We start from the raw sequence: 16,840 nt of genomic DNA on the forward strand, positions 1-16,840 counted from the left end.
TCACCACCCCCTATCAGCATCAGTGGCTGCCTGATCCTTCTTTCGACTCCCCTTCTTGATGCATATCTTTACTCATCTCTTCTCCCATATCATGCTCCGAGTCTTTTTTCATCCCATCTTCATCGTGACCATGTCCGTGCCCGTCCATATTCATTTTATCCATGTTCTGAGTCCAGTCATGAGAGGCGAGATCTTTTGCAGTCATGATCTTGCCCACACCTTGTTCTGCTACGAATGCTTCAGCAGAAGCTTTATCCTTGAAGTTAACAATCCCGTAAGCCATAGGTGTTCTAAGCGAAGCATCATAAACATAAGTCGCTTTATTGAATTCAATCCATTCTTTGTCGTTGTAATCACGTACATAATCCATGCCAATATTGTCTGTTCCATTTTCCTTTTTCCATTGATTCATGCAACCGAGATCATCAAATTTCAGATTTTTACCGTCCTTGGTTGTGAGTTGTGTGGCAAAGGCGTCATCTTTCACCTGCATGTTACAGATCACACAGATATCCACGTCCTCGTTGATCGGCACAGCCGCATACTTCTGTCCACATGCCGTTAACATTACCGTACCTAAGAGCAACATGATCATTATAATCCATCGTTTATTCATTTTCTCCATACCCCCATATAGATCATCGTACTTGTAGAAAAGCCGAGCAAAAGTAAACCAATCATCCAAACCAAACTTGAGCGGGTTTTCACATTTGTTCCCTCTGTCCCGGGTGTTCCAGATAATTCTGTGTTCTCGATGCTCATCTGTGGTGATTCGTCTGTGGTCCATTTGTTTTTCCCTTCCGAATGCAACTCACTCAGAAAGACCATACCCGGTGATTGAAAAAACAGTTGATATGCGGCATTCCGGCTCACCAGTTGTTCATAGAACGGATTGATCGCATGGGATAGTTCGCTGATCCCATCCTGATTCAGATCCAGTCCCTGAAACGAATCCCAATAGTTTTCCTTCAAAATATTATCCTTGCTGTCCATTGCCGATGCATCAATAACGTTGGAAATAAATCGATTTTTCGTAAATTGATTTCCCTCAGCAAGCACTATCTGAATGCCAACGAAATTACGGATTAAGCCGTTGTCATGGATTTCATTACCTGAAGATTCGGCTATATTCATGCCCACACGGTTACCTTCAATCGTGTTGTTCTGAACTTTGGAACGATGTACGTCATAGAGTAAAATGCCTTGGGAATGAACATTCGTACTCTGTTTGCGAAAGATATTGCCTGACACAACCGTATTTTTTACACCCATAATCATGGCACCTGTCATGTTTTCTTCTCCAGTGTTATTCGTGACAGACGACCCATCGATATACATACAATGAATACCGTATCTGGTTCGAATGAAACGGTTATCGTTCACCACTGCATACCGGCTATTCTCCAGATAGATTCCATCGAGCATTCCGTGAATCGTATTGCCTTCGATCCGGCTGTTAGCGGAATTGTAGAGATCAATACCATTGCCTTTTTGACTGCTGGGGGTCGTGCTTGTCCCTGCCCATTCAATCGTATTGTCTTGTATTACGGCAGAAGCTGCATCACGCAGAAGCAAGCCAGCCCCTTTGGAGCGAATCGTAAGTTCAGCGACTTCGCTATTGCTGCCCGTAATTTGCACGGCGGCAGCTGGCTGACGACCGTTATGCTCAACCCTGAACCCTTCCAGCTTCACATCGCTTGCTTGAATGGATATAGCTGCTTGTTCTTGTTCATTGTGTACTGTAACCGCTGTATCCCCAATTAGAGTGAGCGGCTTAGTAATGACAACGGGGCCAGAGTATCGACCGGCCTCCAGATGGATTTCTTCTCCAGCATCCGCTTGATCTATGATCGGCTGAAGTGGAACCAATTGCTTTTCTTCATTTAGTCCAGTTGCAGCCACATCTCTTTGAATTGCGGGAAGCAGTCCAAATCCGATCACGAGGAGAGCAACCAGTGTTAGTTTACTGAGCCTGAATCCTTTATTCGTGTTCATATTAGTATTCATATTTTTAATTGTATTTTTCTTTTTGAGCTTATTTTTGTTCTTCCATCGATCATTCACGTTCAGAATGTGTAAGCCCCCAGTTCCTCTGCATTTTTCATGCATTTCATCACCACTTTCCTCCATTCCTAGTCTATAGTGTTACAGTAAAGCGTTATCCCAGTCCTTCACACAGTGTATCGAAAATGATAAATTTCCCATATAGCCCCATTAGGCTATAGTCTGCTTCCTTTTGTGTCCAAATTGTGATTGAATGAAAAAAAGCCGCCAAATTGGCGACTTTAAACATGTTAAGTTTATGCAAATGGATAGGTCCAGAAGCGTTCACGCCCAAAACGTGCTTGAAGTTCTTCATCGTTCAGCTTGCGATTACCAAGCAACTCTGCTGCTTGAAACTGCGAGCGGTGGGCACGAATCGAGGCCAGCTTTTGCTCCAAAAATTGGGAGACATCTACGGTTACATCTGGCTTACCAATATGCTGCTCGTGATTATTAGAGAAAGCTACACAGTGAACGACTGGACGTTGCTCCAGTGGTAAACGGCTAACCACTCGGATCACTGCGGCTCCTGTCGCATCATGATCGGGGTGTACACTGAATCCGGGATAAAAAGTAAAGATCAGTGAAGGTTTGATCTCCTCAAGCAGAGCCATAATGCTGCCATCCAGCAATTGAGGGTCTTCGAACTCTACCATTTTATCGTGAAAACCAAGCATCCTTAAATCTTGAATACCAATCGCACTAGCTGCTTCAATAAGCTCATCTTTGCGGATGGCTGGCAGGGTTACGCGGTTCGCAAACGGCGGAATACCCATGTTACGTCCCATCTCACCCAGCGTCAGACAAGCATATGTAACGTGTGCTCCAGAATCAATGTATTTGGCTAACGTGCCCGATACGGAGAATGCTTCGTCGTCTGGATGGGGATAAACCACCAGGATGCGTTGGTGCTCATCATGTGCATTCTTTGTCATATGTTGTTCCTCCGCTCCCATTAGAACTTCTCCCGGCTCAGCTGCAATGCGACAACCAGTTTGCCTTGGCTGTCATGGCCGGCCATAATCAGTCTTTCTTGTTCCTGCTCATCAATATGTGTAAGTCCTTCGGCATAAACCCAGCCATCTGTCGTCTTCAAGCCGACACGATAAGGTCCCTCACCCGAGATCGAGCCCTGTGTATATCGAATAGCTGCATTGGTAATAAAGGCCGAAGCCGGATGCCGTGAACTATCGTAATGTTGAGCGTAAGCGCCCGTTGTCATTTCAAGATGCATATATACATCCTGATTAACAAGGCGGTCTAGCCGAAGCTGAATATCTTGTGGTTGTATCAGTTGCATGACGGCCTCCCTGTTTCATGTTAAGTGTGAACTCCATTTTATCATATGCAACAAGGAATATACATTTAAAGCTGCTCAGAAGCATAAAATGACAAGGCTTTGTCCTCGAAAACATGAACTTTCTTCTGCATTTTTTATTTTTCAAATGGTACAAAATCGATTAGATTAGTATATGTACCATTATATCTCTCACATATATTCAAGATCAGAAGCATCAAAAGGAGCTGCTCCCCATGAAATCGATCATACAGTTATTACATTTTGGATATCATCAAGCCATGAGCTGCATTTTTCCCGTAGCTATTTTTGGTACGCTGGCTCTTTCAACGGTCATTCCATTTCCTTATATCCAACGCTATGATGCAATCCTGCTTATTCTGCTTGCTGTTCAATATTTGATGTTTCGCACCGGACTAGAGACATTGGACGAAATCAAGGTCATATGTGTATTCCACTTGATCGGTCTCCTGCTGGAGATTTACAAAGTACATATGGGATCATGGTCTTATCCGGAACCTGCGTATAGCAAAATATTTGGCGTTCCGCTGTACAGCGGATTCATGTACGCCAGCGTAGCCAGCTTCATGTGTCAAATCTGGCGAAGACTGCGTATGGATATGACCGGCTGGCCGGGTGTGGTTCCATCCATGTTGCTGGGCGGAGCCATCTATCTTAATTTTTTCACCCATCACTTTCTCCCGGATTTCCGCTGGTGGTTGACGGCACTTGTATTTATAGTCTTCTGGAAAACGTGGATCATCTACCGGGTACGTCTGACAACCTACCGCATGCCGTTGTCTCTTGCTTTCATTATCGTAGGTTTTTTTATCTGGCTGGCTGAAAATATCGCTACCTTCTTCAATGGCTGGAAATATCCGGATCAACATGAGAGTTGGCAACTGGTGAGCTTCAGCAAGATCAGTTCATGGTTCCTACTGGTCATTATCAGTGTAATCATCGTTGCACAGCTCAAACACGTGAAAGCTAATCGCACAGCAAAATAACTTCAAGAAGACCATGTGCGGATCACATCGAAGCTGACCTTTTCCCCAGCTTCAGTGATCCGCTATCGTTTACCATTTTATTTTGCTTGCTGCCAACTTCTTTTCCCTCTTCATCATATACTTTAATGATATAGGCTGTACCCTCCGGTGAAGGTAACTTCACAAACCAGACATACTCTTCCATATCTGTTTTGATCAACTTGGCTTCAGTAATGGACTTGGAGCCGTTCTGTTCTATTTCAGCAGTTACACGCTGGATACCCGGATGCCCGATTGTACCAAACACCATTGGAAAAGGAGTGTCTATCCCTTCAAGCTCCGGTAAGTTCATATAATACAATGCATACTCAGACGGATCTATATCTCCGATTCCATAACCTCCGCCCCATACCCACTTCCAGCCAAAACTATTTTTTCGTACGTACTCCAGCTGCAAATTACTTGATGCTTCGCTGTTCGTTCTCTGCGTAAACAAGATCATCCTGTCTTCCACAGGTTCCTGATGAACTAAACGGACATTAGGGGTTGACTCCCTGAATTGTTGAACTGCATCCTCAGGCGTACTGCCGATCGGAATCGACATGGTTTCGTTCAGCCCCATAGCTTTGGACAAGGTCCGATCCGCCAGTAAAGTGTACCCTTTGTAAAGGACATTTTGAAAAAAAACTAGGCAACTTGTTGAAGCTGCTGTCTGTATTTTACAGGCGGCAGTTTTTTTAAATCCCATTGCCCTCGATAGTGATTGTAATACGTCATATAACTTTTAATTTCTCGTTTCACTTCTTCAAGAGTTTCGCATTCTTTTGTATTCGTTTCATCCTTAAAATGCCCAAAGAATGATTCCTGAGGGGCATTATCCCAACAGTTCCCTCGACGCGACATCGATTGACTTAACCCCATGTTCTTCACCATCAATTGGAATTGCGGGTTCGTATAATGAAAGCCTTGATCGGAATGGATTAAGGCATCTTTTGTGAGATGACGGTGCTTCTTCAGTTGACGGAGTGTACTGAGTGCAATTTCTATACTCAACGAAGAGGAGACCTCATACGCTAAAATTTCATTCGTCTGTGCATCTTTAATGGTTGATAAATACGCACGTTTATTGCCTTTGTACGTCAAATAAGTGATATCCGTTAATAACACCTTACCCGCTTCTCCTGACTTGAAATTACGCTGTAATTGGTTTGTACATGTCCGATGCTCTTTCGTTGCTTTTGCCATTCTACGTGCTGGATTAGCTTTTCGAATGGGACAAATGATTTCGAATTTCTTCATAATTCGGCGAATACGTTTCAAGTTGTACGTCACCTTGTATTGATTTTCCAATGTCATTTTAACTTGACGTGCTCCTTTTTTCCATCCGCGAAACCGATAAGCCTTCAAGATCACTCTCTTTACAACTTCATCGGCTTTGGCTTTAGCTACACGCTTTTGAGTTGATTTTTCACTAAAGTAATTGTAATAGCCTGAACGTGATACTTCCATGACGTTGCATAAATAACCAACCAACCGCTTCAAATTGTACGTTTTAATCGTGTGGTGAATGAATTGAAATTTCAGTTCTGTTGCAATGTTTATTTCTTTTTCAACATCTGCCTTTCTAGTAGATCGAGCTTTTTTAACAGTTCGTTTTCCGCTCGTAACAGTAGGTTCTTTGCTTCTAATCGTTCAATCTTTTCCTCCAGCGTCCATTCACGCTCCAATGGCCGACCTGAATTGGTTTTACGTGTATCTTGTAAGCCCTCTACGCCTGCTTCACGATACGAGGCACGCCAACGTTTTCCGCAAGAACGGATACGCTCTAAACCAATTAAATCAACATCTAAACCGGCTTCTTCAAAAATCTCCCGTGGCATTTTACCATGTTCATTTTCTGCAATAAAATGACGCTTAAATGCATCGGTATATGTGATCGCCTTTTCACTAACAGCAACTATATTTAAATTTTGTCTAAGTTGTTCTTGTTCTTTCTTAGACAGTAATCTTTTCGTCATAATATTTCCGCTCCAACATCTTTTTTTATTATTATAAACAAAATACCCTATAAGATGGGCTTTTTTCAAAGTGTCCATCTTATAGGGTACATTTTACAGACCGCCTGGCTTTTCTTTTATATACATATAGGTGTATACCGATATCAGAGAGAGTGCTAAGAATGCTATCGTTGCAACTATAATCTTGAGAGTCTTTCCTTTTCCTTTACTCATGTTCAAGCCTCCTTCTTAAAAAATAGATAAATTAATAATATAACACACAAACCCATCAAAAATTACCATGATTTTCATAATACTTCTTTCATTTCTATAATAAAAGACAAAAAAGCCGCCAATTGGCGGCTTCATCTTATTAACGGCGCATAGTCTAGCCATGGCTTACGCATGCCCTAGTGCTCCATTCTTCACATGTCGTATCCTGAATTAATATTCTCCAAGGAATATTACTTCTGTCTCCAATTCCACTTGGAACTTATCCCATACCTTTTTCTGAATAAACTGAATCAGATCCTCGTAATCCTTGGCGGTAGCGTGATCCACATTCACAATAAATCCTGCATGTTTGGTCGAGATTTCAGCCCCACCCATCCGAGTGCCTTGCAATTGACAATCCTGAATCAGTTTACCGGCAAAATGTCCTTCCGGACGTTTGAACACACTTCCGCATGAAGGGTATTCCAGAGGCTGCTTCGATTCTCTCAGGAACGTTAGTTCTTTCATCTTGCTGGAGATTTCTTCTTTATCCCCTTCGCTAAGCGTGAACTCGGCGTCCAGAATAATATAATGATCCATCTTAAAGAGACTGTTGCGGTAGCTCAGCTTCATCTCTTCACGCGGGATCACAACAACCTTGCCTTCACGGGTAATTACCGTCGCCTTTTCAATTACATCTGCAATCTGACCACCGTAAGCACCTGCATTCATGTACAGAGCGCCTCCTGTACTGCCAGGAATGCCACAAGCGAACTCCATACCGGTCAGGCTATGTTCCAGAGCAGCTCTGGATACGTCAATAATATCGGAACCACTTTGCGCCAACATGCGTGTCCCATGGACTTCGATCTGGTCGAAGCGACTGAGTGAAATCGTGACGCCGCGAATGCCTCCGTCTTTAATAATAACGTTAGATCCTTTGCCAATGACGGTCAGAGGCAGCTGGTGGCTGTTGGCAATCTCCACAACTTTGGTGATCTCCTCCACCGTAGTTGGATGCACGAGGATATCTGCCTTGCCCCCAATTTGGATAAACGTATGGTTTTTTAGCGGTTCATTAAATTTCACTTTTTCGTTAGGTATGTGATTCTCAAAAATATTCATGATTTTCTCTCCCTGCGTTCTTCAAAAAGAACATGATTCCTACATTGTAAATCGAAACGCACTCCGATGACAATCTATCCTCATAATTCCCTGTACGGACCGATGAAATTCAACCGTATACTATAATGATATTCGCCTGTTTGCTGAATAGATACTCAAGTATACGTTAAATTATAAATGAACAACAATTTTTCAGATCGTTTTGCATAAAAAAAGCAATAGCGCTGCGGATTTATGACCCGCAGCGCTTGAACATTCTACCATATATTCTTGAATTCCTCTAGCTCTTGAATAGAAGTCCAGTTCATAGCCGTCCGTCAACGGGAATATCCGTCTTCGTCAATTCAGCAGATAACGCCCATAAACGCTCCGCCTGCTCTGCATCAATCGCATATGGCTTCACGCCGTAAAAACCGCCGTCTTCAGGAGCCATCTCACTGATATTACAATCTTCACAGTAAACACCTCCCATGCCTTCAAGCTGAGGAGCAGTTGCAGCCCATACTTGGGTTGCTGCACCCTGCTCCGGAGATTTGAACCCCGGATTAGCCACATTGCCGGACTCATCAATCCAGCCGAGTGCAATCATCTCATCTTTGGGCATATAACGTTGTAACGGAGTCATAATCCCGCCCGGGTGCACAGCAAAAGCACGAACTCCATGCTGCTTGCCAATTCTATCAAGTTCGACCGTGAATAAGCTGATTGCCGTTTTGGACTGACCGTATGCCGGAAACTTTTCGTATCCCTGTTCAAAATGAATATCATGCCAGCGAATCGGCGAGAAATGATGCCCTGCAGAGGAAAGCGAAACAACCCGAGCGCCTCCTTCACGAACCAAAGCAGGCCATAATTGAGTCGTTAACGCAAAGTGTCCCAGATGGTTCGTGGCAAACTGCGCTTCCCACCCTGACCCAATCCGTGTCTCCGGGCAGGCCATAATACCTGCGTTCAGGATTAACATATCGATGCTGCGTTCACTTGCCAGAAAACGTTCTGCGAATGCAGCAACACTGGACAGGTCAGCCAGATCAAGCTCGTGCACTTCGACGTTCTCAAGATCTGCCAAAGCTTCACGTGCAGCATCAGGTCTGCGTGCAGTCACAACAACGCGTGCTCCCGCTCCGACTAGTGCGCGTGTTGTCTCCAGTCCCAGACCGGAATATCCACCTGTCACGACAGCAAGGCGCCCTGACAGATCCAGGCCATGTAAGACCTCATCCGCTGTGCTGCTCTTGTCAAAACCTGAATTGATGTTCTGCTGCACTGTTCTTGTATCTTTATTTATATTCATCAGGCTCAGCTCCTTATACTCTGACTGTAACTACTTATAGTATTTATCCCTATTGGGACTTCTATAATCAGTCTACACCTTAGAGTGAACTCGAAGTCAAATCATGCTCGTTAAAACATTCTTTCAAATAACTATAATAGTAGTACACTAATCTTTATTTCAATGATGCTGGCAGTTTGACTCCAGTTATTTTCCCCTCCGACTGGATGATGATCATATCTCCAGTTTTCAACGTTTGATTATACATATCCCCACCGGCTTTTACACGAAAAACAGGTTGGCCTGTGACCATATTTATCGCGAGCAGTGTGCCATTGCGTTGCGCCCGGTACATCCCTTTTCCATATACATCAATCTGAGAAACAGGGGCATCGCCGTTCCATGATACATTTTGTCCATTTGCAAGCTTTACTCCAGCAAGTTCTCCATTCGCCGGGTTTCTCAATATCAAGCGTTGTTGTGCAACACCAAGCATTTCCATATTATCACCATAGGGTTTCAAAAACGTGCGCAAAGGAGCAGCGCCAGACTTATATTGATCAAGCGCATACTCTGCGATTTTTCCGTCCTGTTCCATATACAGCTTGCCTTCGAAGGCCGTAATTACTCCACGGCCATTTGCATATGGTGCTTGTCCCGGCAGCTCCCAGCTGTACTGCTGGCTTCCTTTTAACGCTCCCGACTTCAGGTTATAGACGTTGATTGTCCATGTACGAACAGGCGAAGACTCGTAATCCTCCAGAAGGGGTGAATGATAATCAACCGAATAAACAAGTCCATTTTTGATCTGAATGGCTTCTCCCTGACCAAATTTATCCCACAGTTTCTTGCCCGTCTTTTGATCATAAGCATTAAGCTGAATAGATGTCAGTGCACCTTGCACCATAAAACTTCGAAGTACAACGTCTCCGGATTCTATCAGATACTCTGTTCCATTTCCTTCTCCTGCCGCTTCATTGGCTTTCCACCGAAGCTTGCCTGACTCGATATTTAATGCATAGGTTTGACTTCCGTATATGACGTATAACGTATTTTTGGTTGGGACTACTGCTTGGGTATATGGATCAGTATCGCTAGAAATCGTTATACTGGATTGCCACGTCACTTTGCCCGTTTTGGCATTCAAAGCATAGGGCTTGTGACTACCGCTAAGTCCGTAGAGAACACCATCAAGGTAAGCGATCGTTGGCTTTAATTTACTGCCATAAGTCCATAAAACCTTGCCTGTCTTTGCATCCAGCGCGATTAGCTTTGAATCTCGGAACGTATATATTTTCCCATCTTTTGCGACCGCGTTACTCCCCATAAACTGTTCGCTCATATTCAGATAATTATCGACCTTTGCTGTCCAGGAAGGTTTCAATTCAGGTAGTTGCATGTTTTGTCCGGCATACCAATTACGCGCAGAGATATCTGCTTGCTCGGCATATGCTTGTGATGGTAAAACCACGACAGCGCATTGCAGCATGAGTACTCCGGCGGTCAGTCCAGCGATAACAGGCTGCAGTTTACGAGTCTTGCGAGTTAAAAAAGTGCGATGGTTCATTTTAAATAACATGGTCACTTTGCCTCCTAACAAAAATATATGTAAGCCGTCACATATATAACGCAGCGGGCAAGCAAAATGTTTCCATTTTTCTCTGTGTAATACGGCAAAAAGCCGCCATATGGCAGCCCTTTGCGGATGAACGTTGTATGCAAACTGTTTTTCTTTATTTCAGACGAATCTGAAAAACGTCACCGGCATTACCGCCAAATACGATAAAACCTTTCTTCGGAAGCTTGGTTGTCTGTTCACCCGTCGCGATGGAGAAATGCAGCACCTGACCTTGATCATTATAAACTGCATAACCGCCATGCTCAGGAGAATCCACCGTTATCGTCTTTTCAGCAGACTTCCCGCCAATAGCATACCATCGTGCTTGACCGTTCGCTGGAATAGTTGCAATTCCTGATTTCCCACTAAAAATCGGCCGTATAGCCTTTTCCGAGATGTATTGTTGTCCGTTCTGCGTGAGGATTTCAGCATCATTTTTCATCATTAATTCTAAGTCGAATGCATCCCGGCCGTTCATGACAGGGATCTCCGCAACATTAACGGAATGATTTACATCCTTAATTTGAGTCCCATTCACATAGCCCTGCTCTGCGTTGACCATAAAGTTTTTAATCAGCTGTGATGGAACCAGGTAGAAGATCGATGTAATTTTTTCGTCCAGCGCAAAATAGTTCAAGCCGTTCCGTGCAGCCCACTTCTTTTGGGTAACTGCGTCCAGTTTGTTAGGCTCCAGCTTTTGATAATCATACGTGCTCATGCCCATCTGTCCCAGCCCTGGTAAGCTAAGATATCCCCGAACTTTCACATAGGTCTTGGCGTTGCGTTCCTTCACAAAGCTCACGTTCACACTTCCGTCCATGCTGGTAAAATATCCGTCACCTGTATACACGTACTTTTGTTCAACAATCAGTCCGCCCAGCATAGCTGGTAATGTAAATGCTCCATTCTGAATATCGATTTCCGTAGTAGCACCAACGGTTCCATACAATCCGGAGTAATTTTTCAGCTCAGCAGGCATCTCGGTCTGGACTGGCGCAAAGAAAATACGATCCGGTTTGATGTTGTCAATGACACCCTGTTCCTTCAGTACTTCCAGCAACACTTTAGAGGCAAACATCTGGTCAAAAATAGAAGATCCGCCTGAAGATAACACAGCCATGGAGATGTCGTGCTCCGGGATGGTAATTAAGGAAGCGTGATACATCATCGTATCCCCACCCTTGGTCAGTGCCTTGATACCGTACTCACTGAACGGAGCAAGCTCAACGGCATCCCAGCCGAGTCCGTAGTTGAACGAATTGATTTCATCAGACACCCATATGCCTTTGCGATACTCCGCACTTTGCATCGCTTTGACTGAAGATTCTGACAGTAGATCCGGGCGGTTGCCCATCAGTACCTCAGCGAATTGTGTCAACTCCTCAGCCGTCGAATAAATACCGCCGGTGCCGATGATGTTTGCATTTTCAACAGGCATCTTAGCTTTAAATGTTGGCCAATAGGTCTCAGCCAACCTGTCTCTATTAAATGAATCCAGTGGCGTCTTCGTTGAATTCAGCTGCAGCGGCTTGCTGATAGACTGTTCCACATATTTGCTGTAACTTTGTCCACTCATGCGTTCCACCAAAATCTCCAGCAATTGAAATCCATCATTACAATAAACGGAGTATTCACCAGGCTTAGACTTAAGACGTTCGGACTGGAGTTTGATCAGCAGTTCATCCTGATTACGTGTGTCGTTATCATTAAACAGCATACTATTTCCATAATGCGAACCATATAACCCGGATGAATGATTCATTAACATACGTGGCGTGATTTCTTTATAGCGGGGATCAGCCATTTTGAAGTCGGTAATATACGTAGTAAGTGGCTTGTCAAGGTCTACCTTACCCGAATCCACCAGCATCATGACCGCTGATGTCACTACCATTTTGCTTACGGAGCCTATACCATACATCGTGTCTTTATCTACTGCTTTCTGGCTCGCTTTGTCATGGAATCCTGCACCGTCCGATATAATAACTTTTCCTTTGTCCATAATGGCATATTGCAGACTTGTGACACCGTATTGTTGAACCAGCATGTTAGCGATTTGTTTAGCTTTCGCTTGGGTTGTCTGCTTTTGTGTCACCTCGGCTTGGACTCCGGATACAGGCATGATGACAAGCATGAACGCACATAAAACCGTAATTATCCTTTTCATTCAGACTTCCTCCTTCAGATAGATATACATGAATGCATTCATCATATCCGGTAAAGGCGTCGCCTGCGGAAAAGAACCCTGAATGGAAAAAAACAACCCCTGAATGACAATTCAGACGTTGTTTATGTTGTATGGGAGAACAACGATGTTGTTAAACGATCCCTGCCCTTGTTCAATCGTCATATGTCCTCCATATTTGCTGCATATTCTCGATATATTGGTCAGGCCAAAACCGTGAAATTCTGAATCCGATTTGTCACTCTTCAGGCCCGCTGACGGTTGTATCGCATGATTCATCACCTGAATCACCAGAGCTGACGCCGTAGAATGGATAGATACTAACATATAGCGATCTTCGGCGATTCGTACTTTTTTGGATGCTTCAACAGCGTTATCCAGAACATTTCCAAGCACCACACACAAGTCGTACCGTTCAATGCCTACATGCTGGGAGTGCAAGTGAATGCGCGTATCGATCCGAATTCCGTTGGCCTGTCCAACCGTCAACGTATTGGTAACCAACGCATCAATGACCAGATTACCGCTATTTACACGTTGGTAAGCATGCTCAATGGTGTTCAAGGTTACATGCATGTGCTCTGTCGCTGCTGCCAATTCATTACGTTTCACACATTCTTCAATATATAGAAACTGCTGATTGATATCGTGGATAATACTTTTAATGCTTTTGAAACTGTGTACGGTCTTCTCATAATTGGCGTCCTGATAATCCATCTGCCGCTGCAATTGTTCATTCTCATGCGCAAGCTGCGCTTTCTCCACGATATTATCAAATACATATACGATAAATACATTGAGAAAAAGCGAGCCGAGCACCGAAATAATATAAAAAATATTTTTTTCGCTGTATATGGAAATGACATTAATCTGGTACACCGTAATCGCAGTTACGATTAAAAATAAAAGATAAGACCGATGGTGCACCCTGAAGCTCCTGCGTTTGGCAATAAGATGAACAATAGGGATCACTACAAACATAACGCTGCATCCTAGCAGAAGAACTTTGGAAAACAACCATATCGCTTCCGGGCCATAGACAGCCTCTTTCAGGTAGTCGATGCCGTCAATCACGCTAAAAATATAAACTGAAATGATATTCACCGTGGTTAACAGTGCTGCATACATAACCGTAAACATAATTTTCAGTTTTAATTCTACCCGATAGGATTGTGCCAGAGTGAAGATATAGATCAAGGCAAGAACAGTTGATAGAACAGAAGGTAATCGGATAGCCAAATATAAGAAATTGAGCAGGATAAACACTATAAAATACATCGTTCTGCGAGGTTTACGTCTGGATTTCCCCAGCACAGAATCAAAATAATAATTCGCTTGAAAGGTCATGAGCAGGGTCAACAAAATAACCGGCACCAGATGCATGGTATTCATCTTACTGCACCCTCATGATCATATATTTGGTGTAGGTGTCCTTGACTTCTTTAATTTTGGAACGACCTATGGGCAACGAAGTTCCATCCAGCATCGTGACCTGTGCACCCGTGAACTTGTGTACATGCATCAGATTAATAAGGACGGATCGGTGAATCTGCATAAAACCGTGCTCTTTCAGCGTGGCAGCATAAGCCGATAAAATACCTTTCGTTTCATAAGCATTATCACTAGTTATGACCTTAAGCTTGTTTTTGACCGTGAGGCTTTTGATGACCTCAATCCATAGAATATCTTCATATTTCAACATCAAATCATCGTAATCCGATTTAATGACAACATACTTTTTATCCATGGCTAGAAAGTACTGATGAAGTTTGATCAATTTCTCTTCCAGAACACTTGCCTCAATCGGCTTAATCAAATATTGAAACGTCATGACATCGAAGCTCTGAACCATATACTCGGGATAACTGGTTAGGAACATAATCTGCACATCCATGATCTTTAATTTTCTAATTTCATTTGCCGTCTGTATACCATTCAACCCACCCATCTCTACATCCAGAATAAGCAGGTGAAACGTCGCTTTATGATCCGCATAATGAGCTAAAAGTTGTTCTCCCGAACTGAACATTGTGATATGAAACTCAATATGAGTTTTGAGCGAAAACGCAGCCACCATATGCCGCACAAGTTCCCGCTGTTGCCCGTCATCATCACATATAGCTATATGATACATGCCTTCCCGCCTTTCCTATAACGCAAGCACTTTCACTCTTGGTTTTAATATACTATTTTATCATGCTCAGCGGTGTAGAAATGGGTTGAGATGCATCTAAAGCACCCTGAAATGCAAGCAACACATGAATTTTTTCGGGTTTCAAAAAACGACTGACCCAGAAAGGTCAGTCGTGGTATGAACGTTTATATACACTGCTATTCAATAAGTGCGGCTTTGATCAGGGCATTAACCCTTGAGTTATAGAGCAATCCGATATGAGTTACCAGATTGACAGAAATATTGTTCGCACCGTCCAGCCTGGATAAAGCAGGCGAAACGATGGTATCAATGGTTGAATAAATGGAGGTAACCTTAATGCCGCTTGGTGCTCTGCTCGTTGTCAACCGATTCGCCCCGCCCAGCGTAATCAGTTTATCCACTTTATCCGTGCCTCCACGGTTCAGTATATAGTACAGGCTGTTAGCTCCTCCCATACTATGGGCAACGATATGCACCTTTGAATGTCCCGTTTGGCGAAGTACATCATCAACAAATCGACTGATGGCCGCAGAGTTCAACAGTTGATTCCCTGCTTTGCTTGGGAGATCAATGGCAAATAGTTCATTATTCGACCATCCTTCACCGCGCAAATACCTTTCGATTAAGGCAAAATTACTGTCCGACCCTGTCAATCCATGAACAAAGACAATAGGTGTCCGCGCAGTGGCAGCAGAAGCGGTCGTACTCTGCCCAATTCCGGGTAAAGCAAAAGCAAAAATCGCACTCATCAAAACAATTAGCAGTGGTCTTAACCTTCTCAATCAGATCATCCTCCTGTAAAATGAGATATCCACATTTTACAATTTAAAATTGTAAATAACATGGTATTTTAGTCTCATTTTACCATTAGAGCATGATGTTTACTGCTTATTATTTTGTCGAAATACAGGTGTTCTCCACTTTCAGCTTGCCTCTTCGTACGCCTCGGAGCACGAGTCAATTATCCCTCCACGATATCTGCATGCAGTTGCGACGCAGCTTCCATCATGACCGGAACAATCGCTTCATTCGAAATGGCAACGTACAATTCCCCCATATACATTCGGAATGGATACTGCTGTCCTTCATGCTGCCACATAAAAAAATCTCCTTCAATGGTCATCGTACTCTCCGCCCCGACGATATTAAGCACCGTAGAGTAGGTAAACTCCGGCTTGGTAGCAAAATACGCTTTGCACTCCTCGAGCGAAATACGTTGTTCCGAACCGTTCTCCTGCATGGATCTCGTTATTTTAAAGCGCTGATTCATTTTGTTATGCCCCCAACATCATTTTATTTGTTCATTCGTTCTCTACTTCATTTCACAACAACGTATTTTCTCATTTCGATCTGCCTGTGTCAAAGCATGTATTCAAAATGGTTTATATGAAAACTAAATCTGAATATCCTAATTTAGCTAGTCCTGAGCGCTCGTCCATGCGAACGTGACCACATTGAATATAGTATTCTATCTGAACGCGAAGGAGGGATATCACTTGACCCAATTACTTGATGCCAGGGTATCGTTGAATGCAGCTACGTTTAATTCTATCGCCATTCCTATTCCGGTCATTAATACACCTACATTGTTTGCACAGATCGGCTTACTAACTGCTGGGGCTGGTTCCAATCCAAGAGTTTCTCTGAAAGGAACGATTACCGTACAGCTTCCACTCGCTCTGTTTCAAGTCCGAATCACGATTGTACGAGGCACAGTTGCAACCGATCCGATCATTTATTCCGCCAATTACACATACGGTCTAAGCGGGGTACTTGCACCGGAGGTGATCATGTTTTCTGCGAATGACTATAACCCGCCATTAACCCCGCAAATCACCTATACTGCATTTATCAGCACTAATCTGCTTGGCACCGTCCGGGTTGGCCCTGAAAGTTTCGACGGGTTTATCGTTTCGGATTAAGTTTTAGATTAAGCTTAGTATGTACT

At 43.6% G+C, this 16,840-nt stretch carries 16 protein-coding genes; 2 read left to right on the plus strand and 14 right to left on the minus strand.

From position 1 onward, the window contains the following. Positions 1-19 precede the first annotated feature (19 nt). The 4 genes from ACUTVW_RS08880 to ACUTVW_RS08895 all read right to left on the minus strand — a co-directional run bounded on the left by ACUTVW_RS08880 (position 20) and on the right by ACUTVW_RS08895 (position 3,343). The gene (locus ACUTVW_RS08880) at positions 20-616 is read right to left on the minus strand and encodes a nitrous oxide reductase accessory protein NosL (protein ID WP_445645435.1); all 597 of its coding nucleotides are present in this window, start codon (positions 614-616) and stop codon (positions 20-22) included. Continuing rightward, positions 613-1,995 (minus strand): right-handed parallel beta-helix repeat-containing protein, encoded by a 1,383-nt coding sequence (locus tag ACUTVW_RS08885; protein WP_445645436.1) that lies wholly within the window; start codon positions 1,993-1,995, stop codon positions 613-615. Before ACUTVW_RS08885 ends, ACUTVW_RS08880 begins: the two co-directional genes overlap by 4 nt. A gap of 305 nt (positions 1,996-2,300) precedes the next feature. Further along, a complete protein-coding gene (bshB2, locus tag ACUTVW_RS08890) occupies positions 2,301-2,978 on the minus strand; it encodes a bacillithiol biosynthesis deacetylase BshB2 (protein WP_445645437.1) in 678 nt (225 codons plus the stop codon). Positions 2,979-2,998: 20 nt separating this feature from the next. Next, entirely contained in the window at positions 2,999-3,343 is a 345-nt protein-coding gene (locus tag ACUTVW_RS08895) for a YojF family protein (protein ID WP_434751244.1), read from the minus strand. 233 nt (positions 3,344-3,576) lie between these two features. Between ACUTVW_RS08895 and ACUTVW_RS08900 the strand changes: the two genes are divergently transcribed. Next, on the plus strand, positions 3,577-4,347 hold the full coding sequence (locus ACUTVW_RS08900) for a DUF817 domain-containing protein (RefSeq protein ID WP_445645438.1): 771 nt from the start codon (positions 3,577-3,579) through the stop codon (positions 4,345-4,347). A 22-nt stretch (positions 4,348-4,369) separates the two neighbouring features. Here ACUTVW_RS08900 and ACUTVW_RS08905 read toward each other — a convergent pair whose 3' ends face one another. The 10 genes from ACUTVW_RS08905 to ACUTVW_RS08950 all read right to left on the minus strand — a co-directional run bounded on the left by ACUTVW_RS08905 (position 4,370) and on the right by ACUTVW_RS08950 (position 16,162). Beyond that, the gene (locus tag ACUTVW_RS08905) at positions 4,370-4,960 is read right to left on the minus strand and encodes a hypothetical protein (protein WP_445645439.1); all 591 of its coding nucleotides are present in this window, start codon (positions 4,958-4,960) and stop codon (positions 4,370-4,372) included. 53 nt (positions 4,961-5,013) lie between these two features. Then, positions 5,014-6,344, minus strand: a protein-coding gene (locus ACUTVW_RS08910; RefSeq protein ID WP_445645440.1) for an IS3 family transposase whose coding sequence is annotated in 2 segments (ribosomal slippage) — positions 5,014-5,960 and positions 5,960-6,344 — 1,332 coding nt in all. Because the reading frame shifts where the segments join, the coding sequence is not laid out codon by codon here. Positions 6,345-6,767: 423 nt separating this feature from the next. After that, the gene (murB, locus tag ACUTVW_RS08915) at positions 6,768-7,661 is read right to left on the minus strand and encodes a UDP-N-acetylmuramate dehydrogenase (RefSeq protein WP_445645441.1); all 894 of its coding nucleotides are present in this window, start codon (positions 7,659-7,661) and stop codon (positions 6,768-6,770) included. Positions 7,662-7,965: 304 nt separating this feature from the next. After that, positions 7,966-8,955, minus strand: a complete 990-nt coding sequence (locus ACUTVW_RS08920) for an SDR family NAD(P)-dependent oxidoreductase (protein ID WP_445645442.1) — start codon at positions 8,953-8,955, stop codon at positions 7,966-7,968. Between the two features lie 154 nt (positions 8,956-9,109). Then, entirely contained in the window at positions 9,110-10,513 is a 1,404-nt protein-coding gene (locus ACUTVW_RS08925; protein ID WP_445645443.1) for an outer membrane protein assembly factor BamB family protein, read from the minus strand. 154 nt (positions 10,514-10,667) lie between these two features. Next, positions 10,668-12,719 (minus strand): serine hydrolase domain-containing protein, encoded by a 2,052-nt coding sequence (locus ACUTVW_RS08930; RefSeq protein ID WP_445645444.1) that lies wholly within the window; start codon positions 12,717-12,719, stop codon positions 10,668-10,670. Positions 12,720-12,830: 111 nt separating this feature from the next. Continuing rightward, positions 12,831-14,129 (minus strand): GHKL domain-containing protein, encoded by a 1,299-nt coding sequence (locus ACUTVW_RS08935; RefSeq protein ID WP_445645445.1) that lies wholly within the window; start codon positions 14,127-14,129, stop codon positions 12,831-12,833. 1 nt (position 14,130) lies between these two features. Continuing rightward, positions 14,131-14,871 carry a LytR/AlgR family response regulator transcription factor gene (locus tag ACUTVW_RS08940; RefSeq protein WP_445645446.1) on the minus strand — a complete coding sequence of 247 codons (741 nt, stop codon included), beginning with the start codon at positions 14,869-14,871 and terminating at the stop codon, positions 14,131-14,133. A gap of 197 nt (positions 14,872-15,068) precedes the next feature. Further along, complete coding sequence (locus ACUTVW_RS08945) at positions 15,069-15,641, minus strand: esterase/lipase family protein (protein WP_445645499.1); 573 nt, start codon at positions 15,639-15,641, stop codon at positions 15,069-15,071. Between the two features lie 212 nt (positions 15,642-15,853). Continuing rightward, positions 15,854-16,162 carry a hypothetical protein gene (locus tag ACUTVW_RS08950; RefSeq protein WP_445645447.1) on the minus strand — a complete coding sequence of 103 codons (309 nt, stop codon included), beginning with the start codon at positions 16,160-16,162 and terminating at the stop codon, positions 15,854-15,856. Between the two features lie 226 nt (positions 16,163-16,388). On the opposite strand from ACUTVW_RS08950, the gene ACUTVW_RS08955 reads away from it, so the two are divergent. Further along, a complete protein-coding gene (locus ACUTVW_RS08955) occupies positions 16,389-16,814 on the plus strand; it encodes a hypothetical protein (RefSeq protein ID WP_445645448.1) in 426 nt (141 codons plus the stop codon). Positions 16,815-16,840: the final 26 nt, after the last annotated feature.

The organism is Paenibacillus sp. TSA_86.1, assembly GCF_052691815.1.

Coding starts and splice junctions, on each gene's coding strand:
- ACUTVW_RS08880 (WP_445645435.1), bottom strand. CDS start 616: ATGAATAAACGATGGATTATAATGATCATGTTGCTCTTAGGTACGGTA.
- ACUTVW_RS08885 (WP_445645436.1), bottom strand. CDS start 1,995: ATGAACACGAATAAAGGATTCAGGCTCAGTAAACTAACACTGGTTGCT.
- bshB2 (WP_445645437.1), bottom strand. CDS start 2,978: ATGACAAAGAATGCACATGATGAGCACCAACGCATCCTGGTGGTTTAT.
- ACUTVW_RS08895 (WP_434751244.1), bottom strand. CDS start 3,343: ATGCAACTGATACAACCACAAGATATTCAGCTTCGGCTAGACCGCCTT.
- ACUTVW_RS08900 (WP_445645438.1), top strand. CDS start 3,577: ATGAAATCGATCATACAGTTATTACATTTTGGATATCATCAAGCCATG.
- murB (WP_445645441.1), bottom strand. CDS start 7,661: ATGAATATTTTTGAGAATCACATACCTAACGAAAAAGTGAAATTTAAT.
- ACUTVW_RS08920 (WP_445645442.1), bottom strand. CDS start 8,955: ATGAATATAAATAAAGATACAAGAACAGTGCAGCAGAACATCAATTCA.
- ACUTVW_RS08925 (WP_445645443.1), bottom strand. CDS start 10,513: ATGTTATTTAAAATGAACCATCGCACTTTTTTAACTCGCAAGACTCGT.
- ACUTVW_RS08930 (WP_445645444.1), bottom strand. CDS start 12,719: ATGAAAAGGATAATTACGGTTTTATGTGCGTTCATGCTTGTCATCATG.
- ACUTVW_RS08935 (WP_445645445.1), bottom strand. CDS start 14,129: ATGAATACCATGCATCTGGTGCCGGTTATTTTGTTGACCCTGCTCATG.
- ACUTVW_RS08940 (WP_445645446.1), bottom strand. CDS start 14,871: ATGTATCATATAGCTATATGTGATGATGACGGGCAACAGCGGGAACTT.
- ACUTVW_RS08945 (WP_445645499.1), bottom strand. CDS start 15,641: ATGAGTGCGATTTTTGCTTTTGCTTTACCCGGAATTGGGCAGAGTACG.
- ACUTVW_RS08950 (WP_445645447.1), bottom strand. CDS start 16,162: ATGAATCAGCGCTTTAAAATAACGAGATCCATGCAGGAGAACGGTTCG.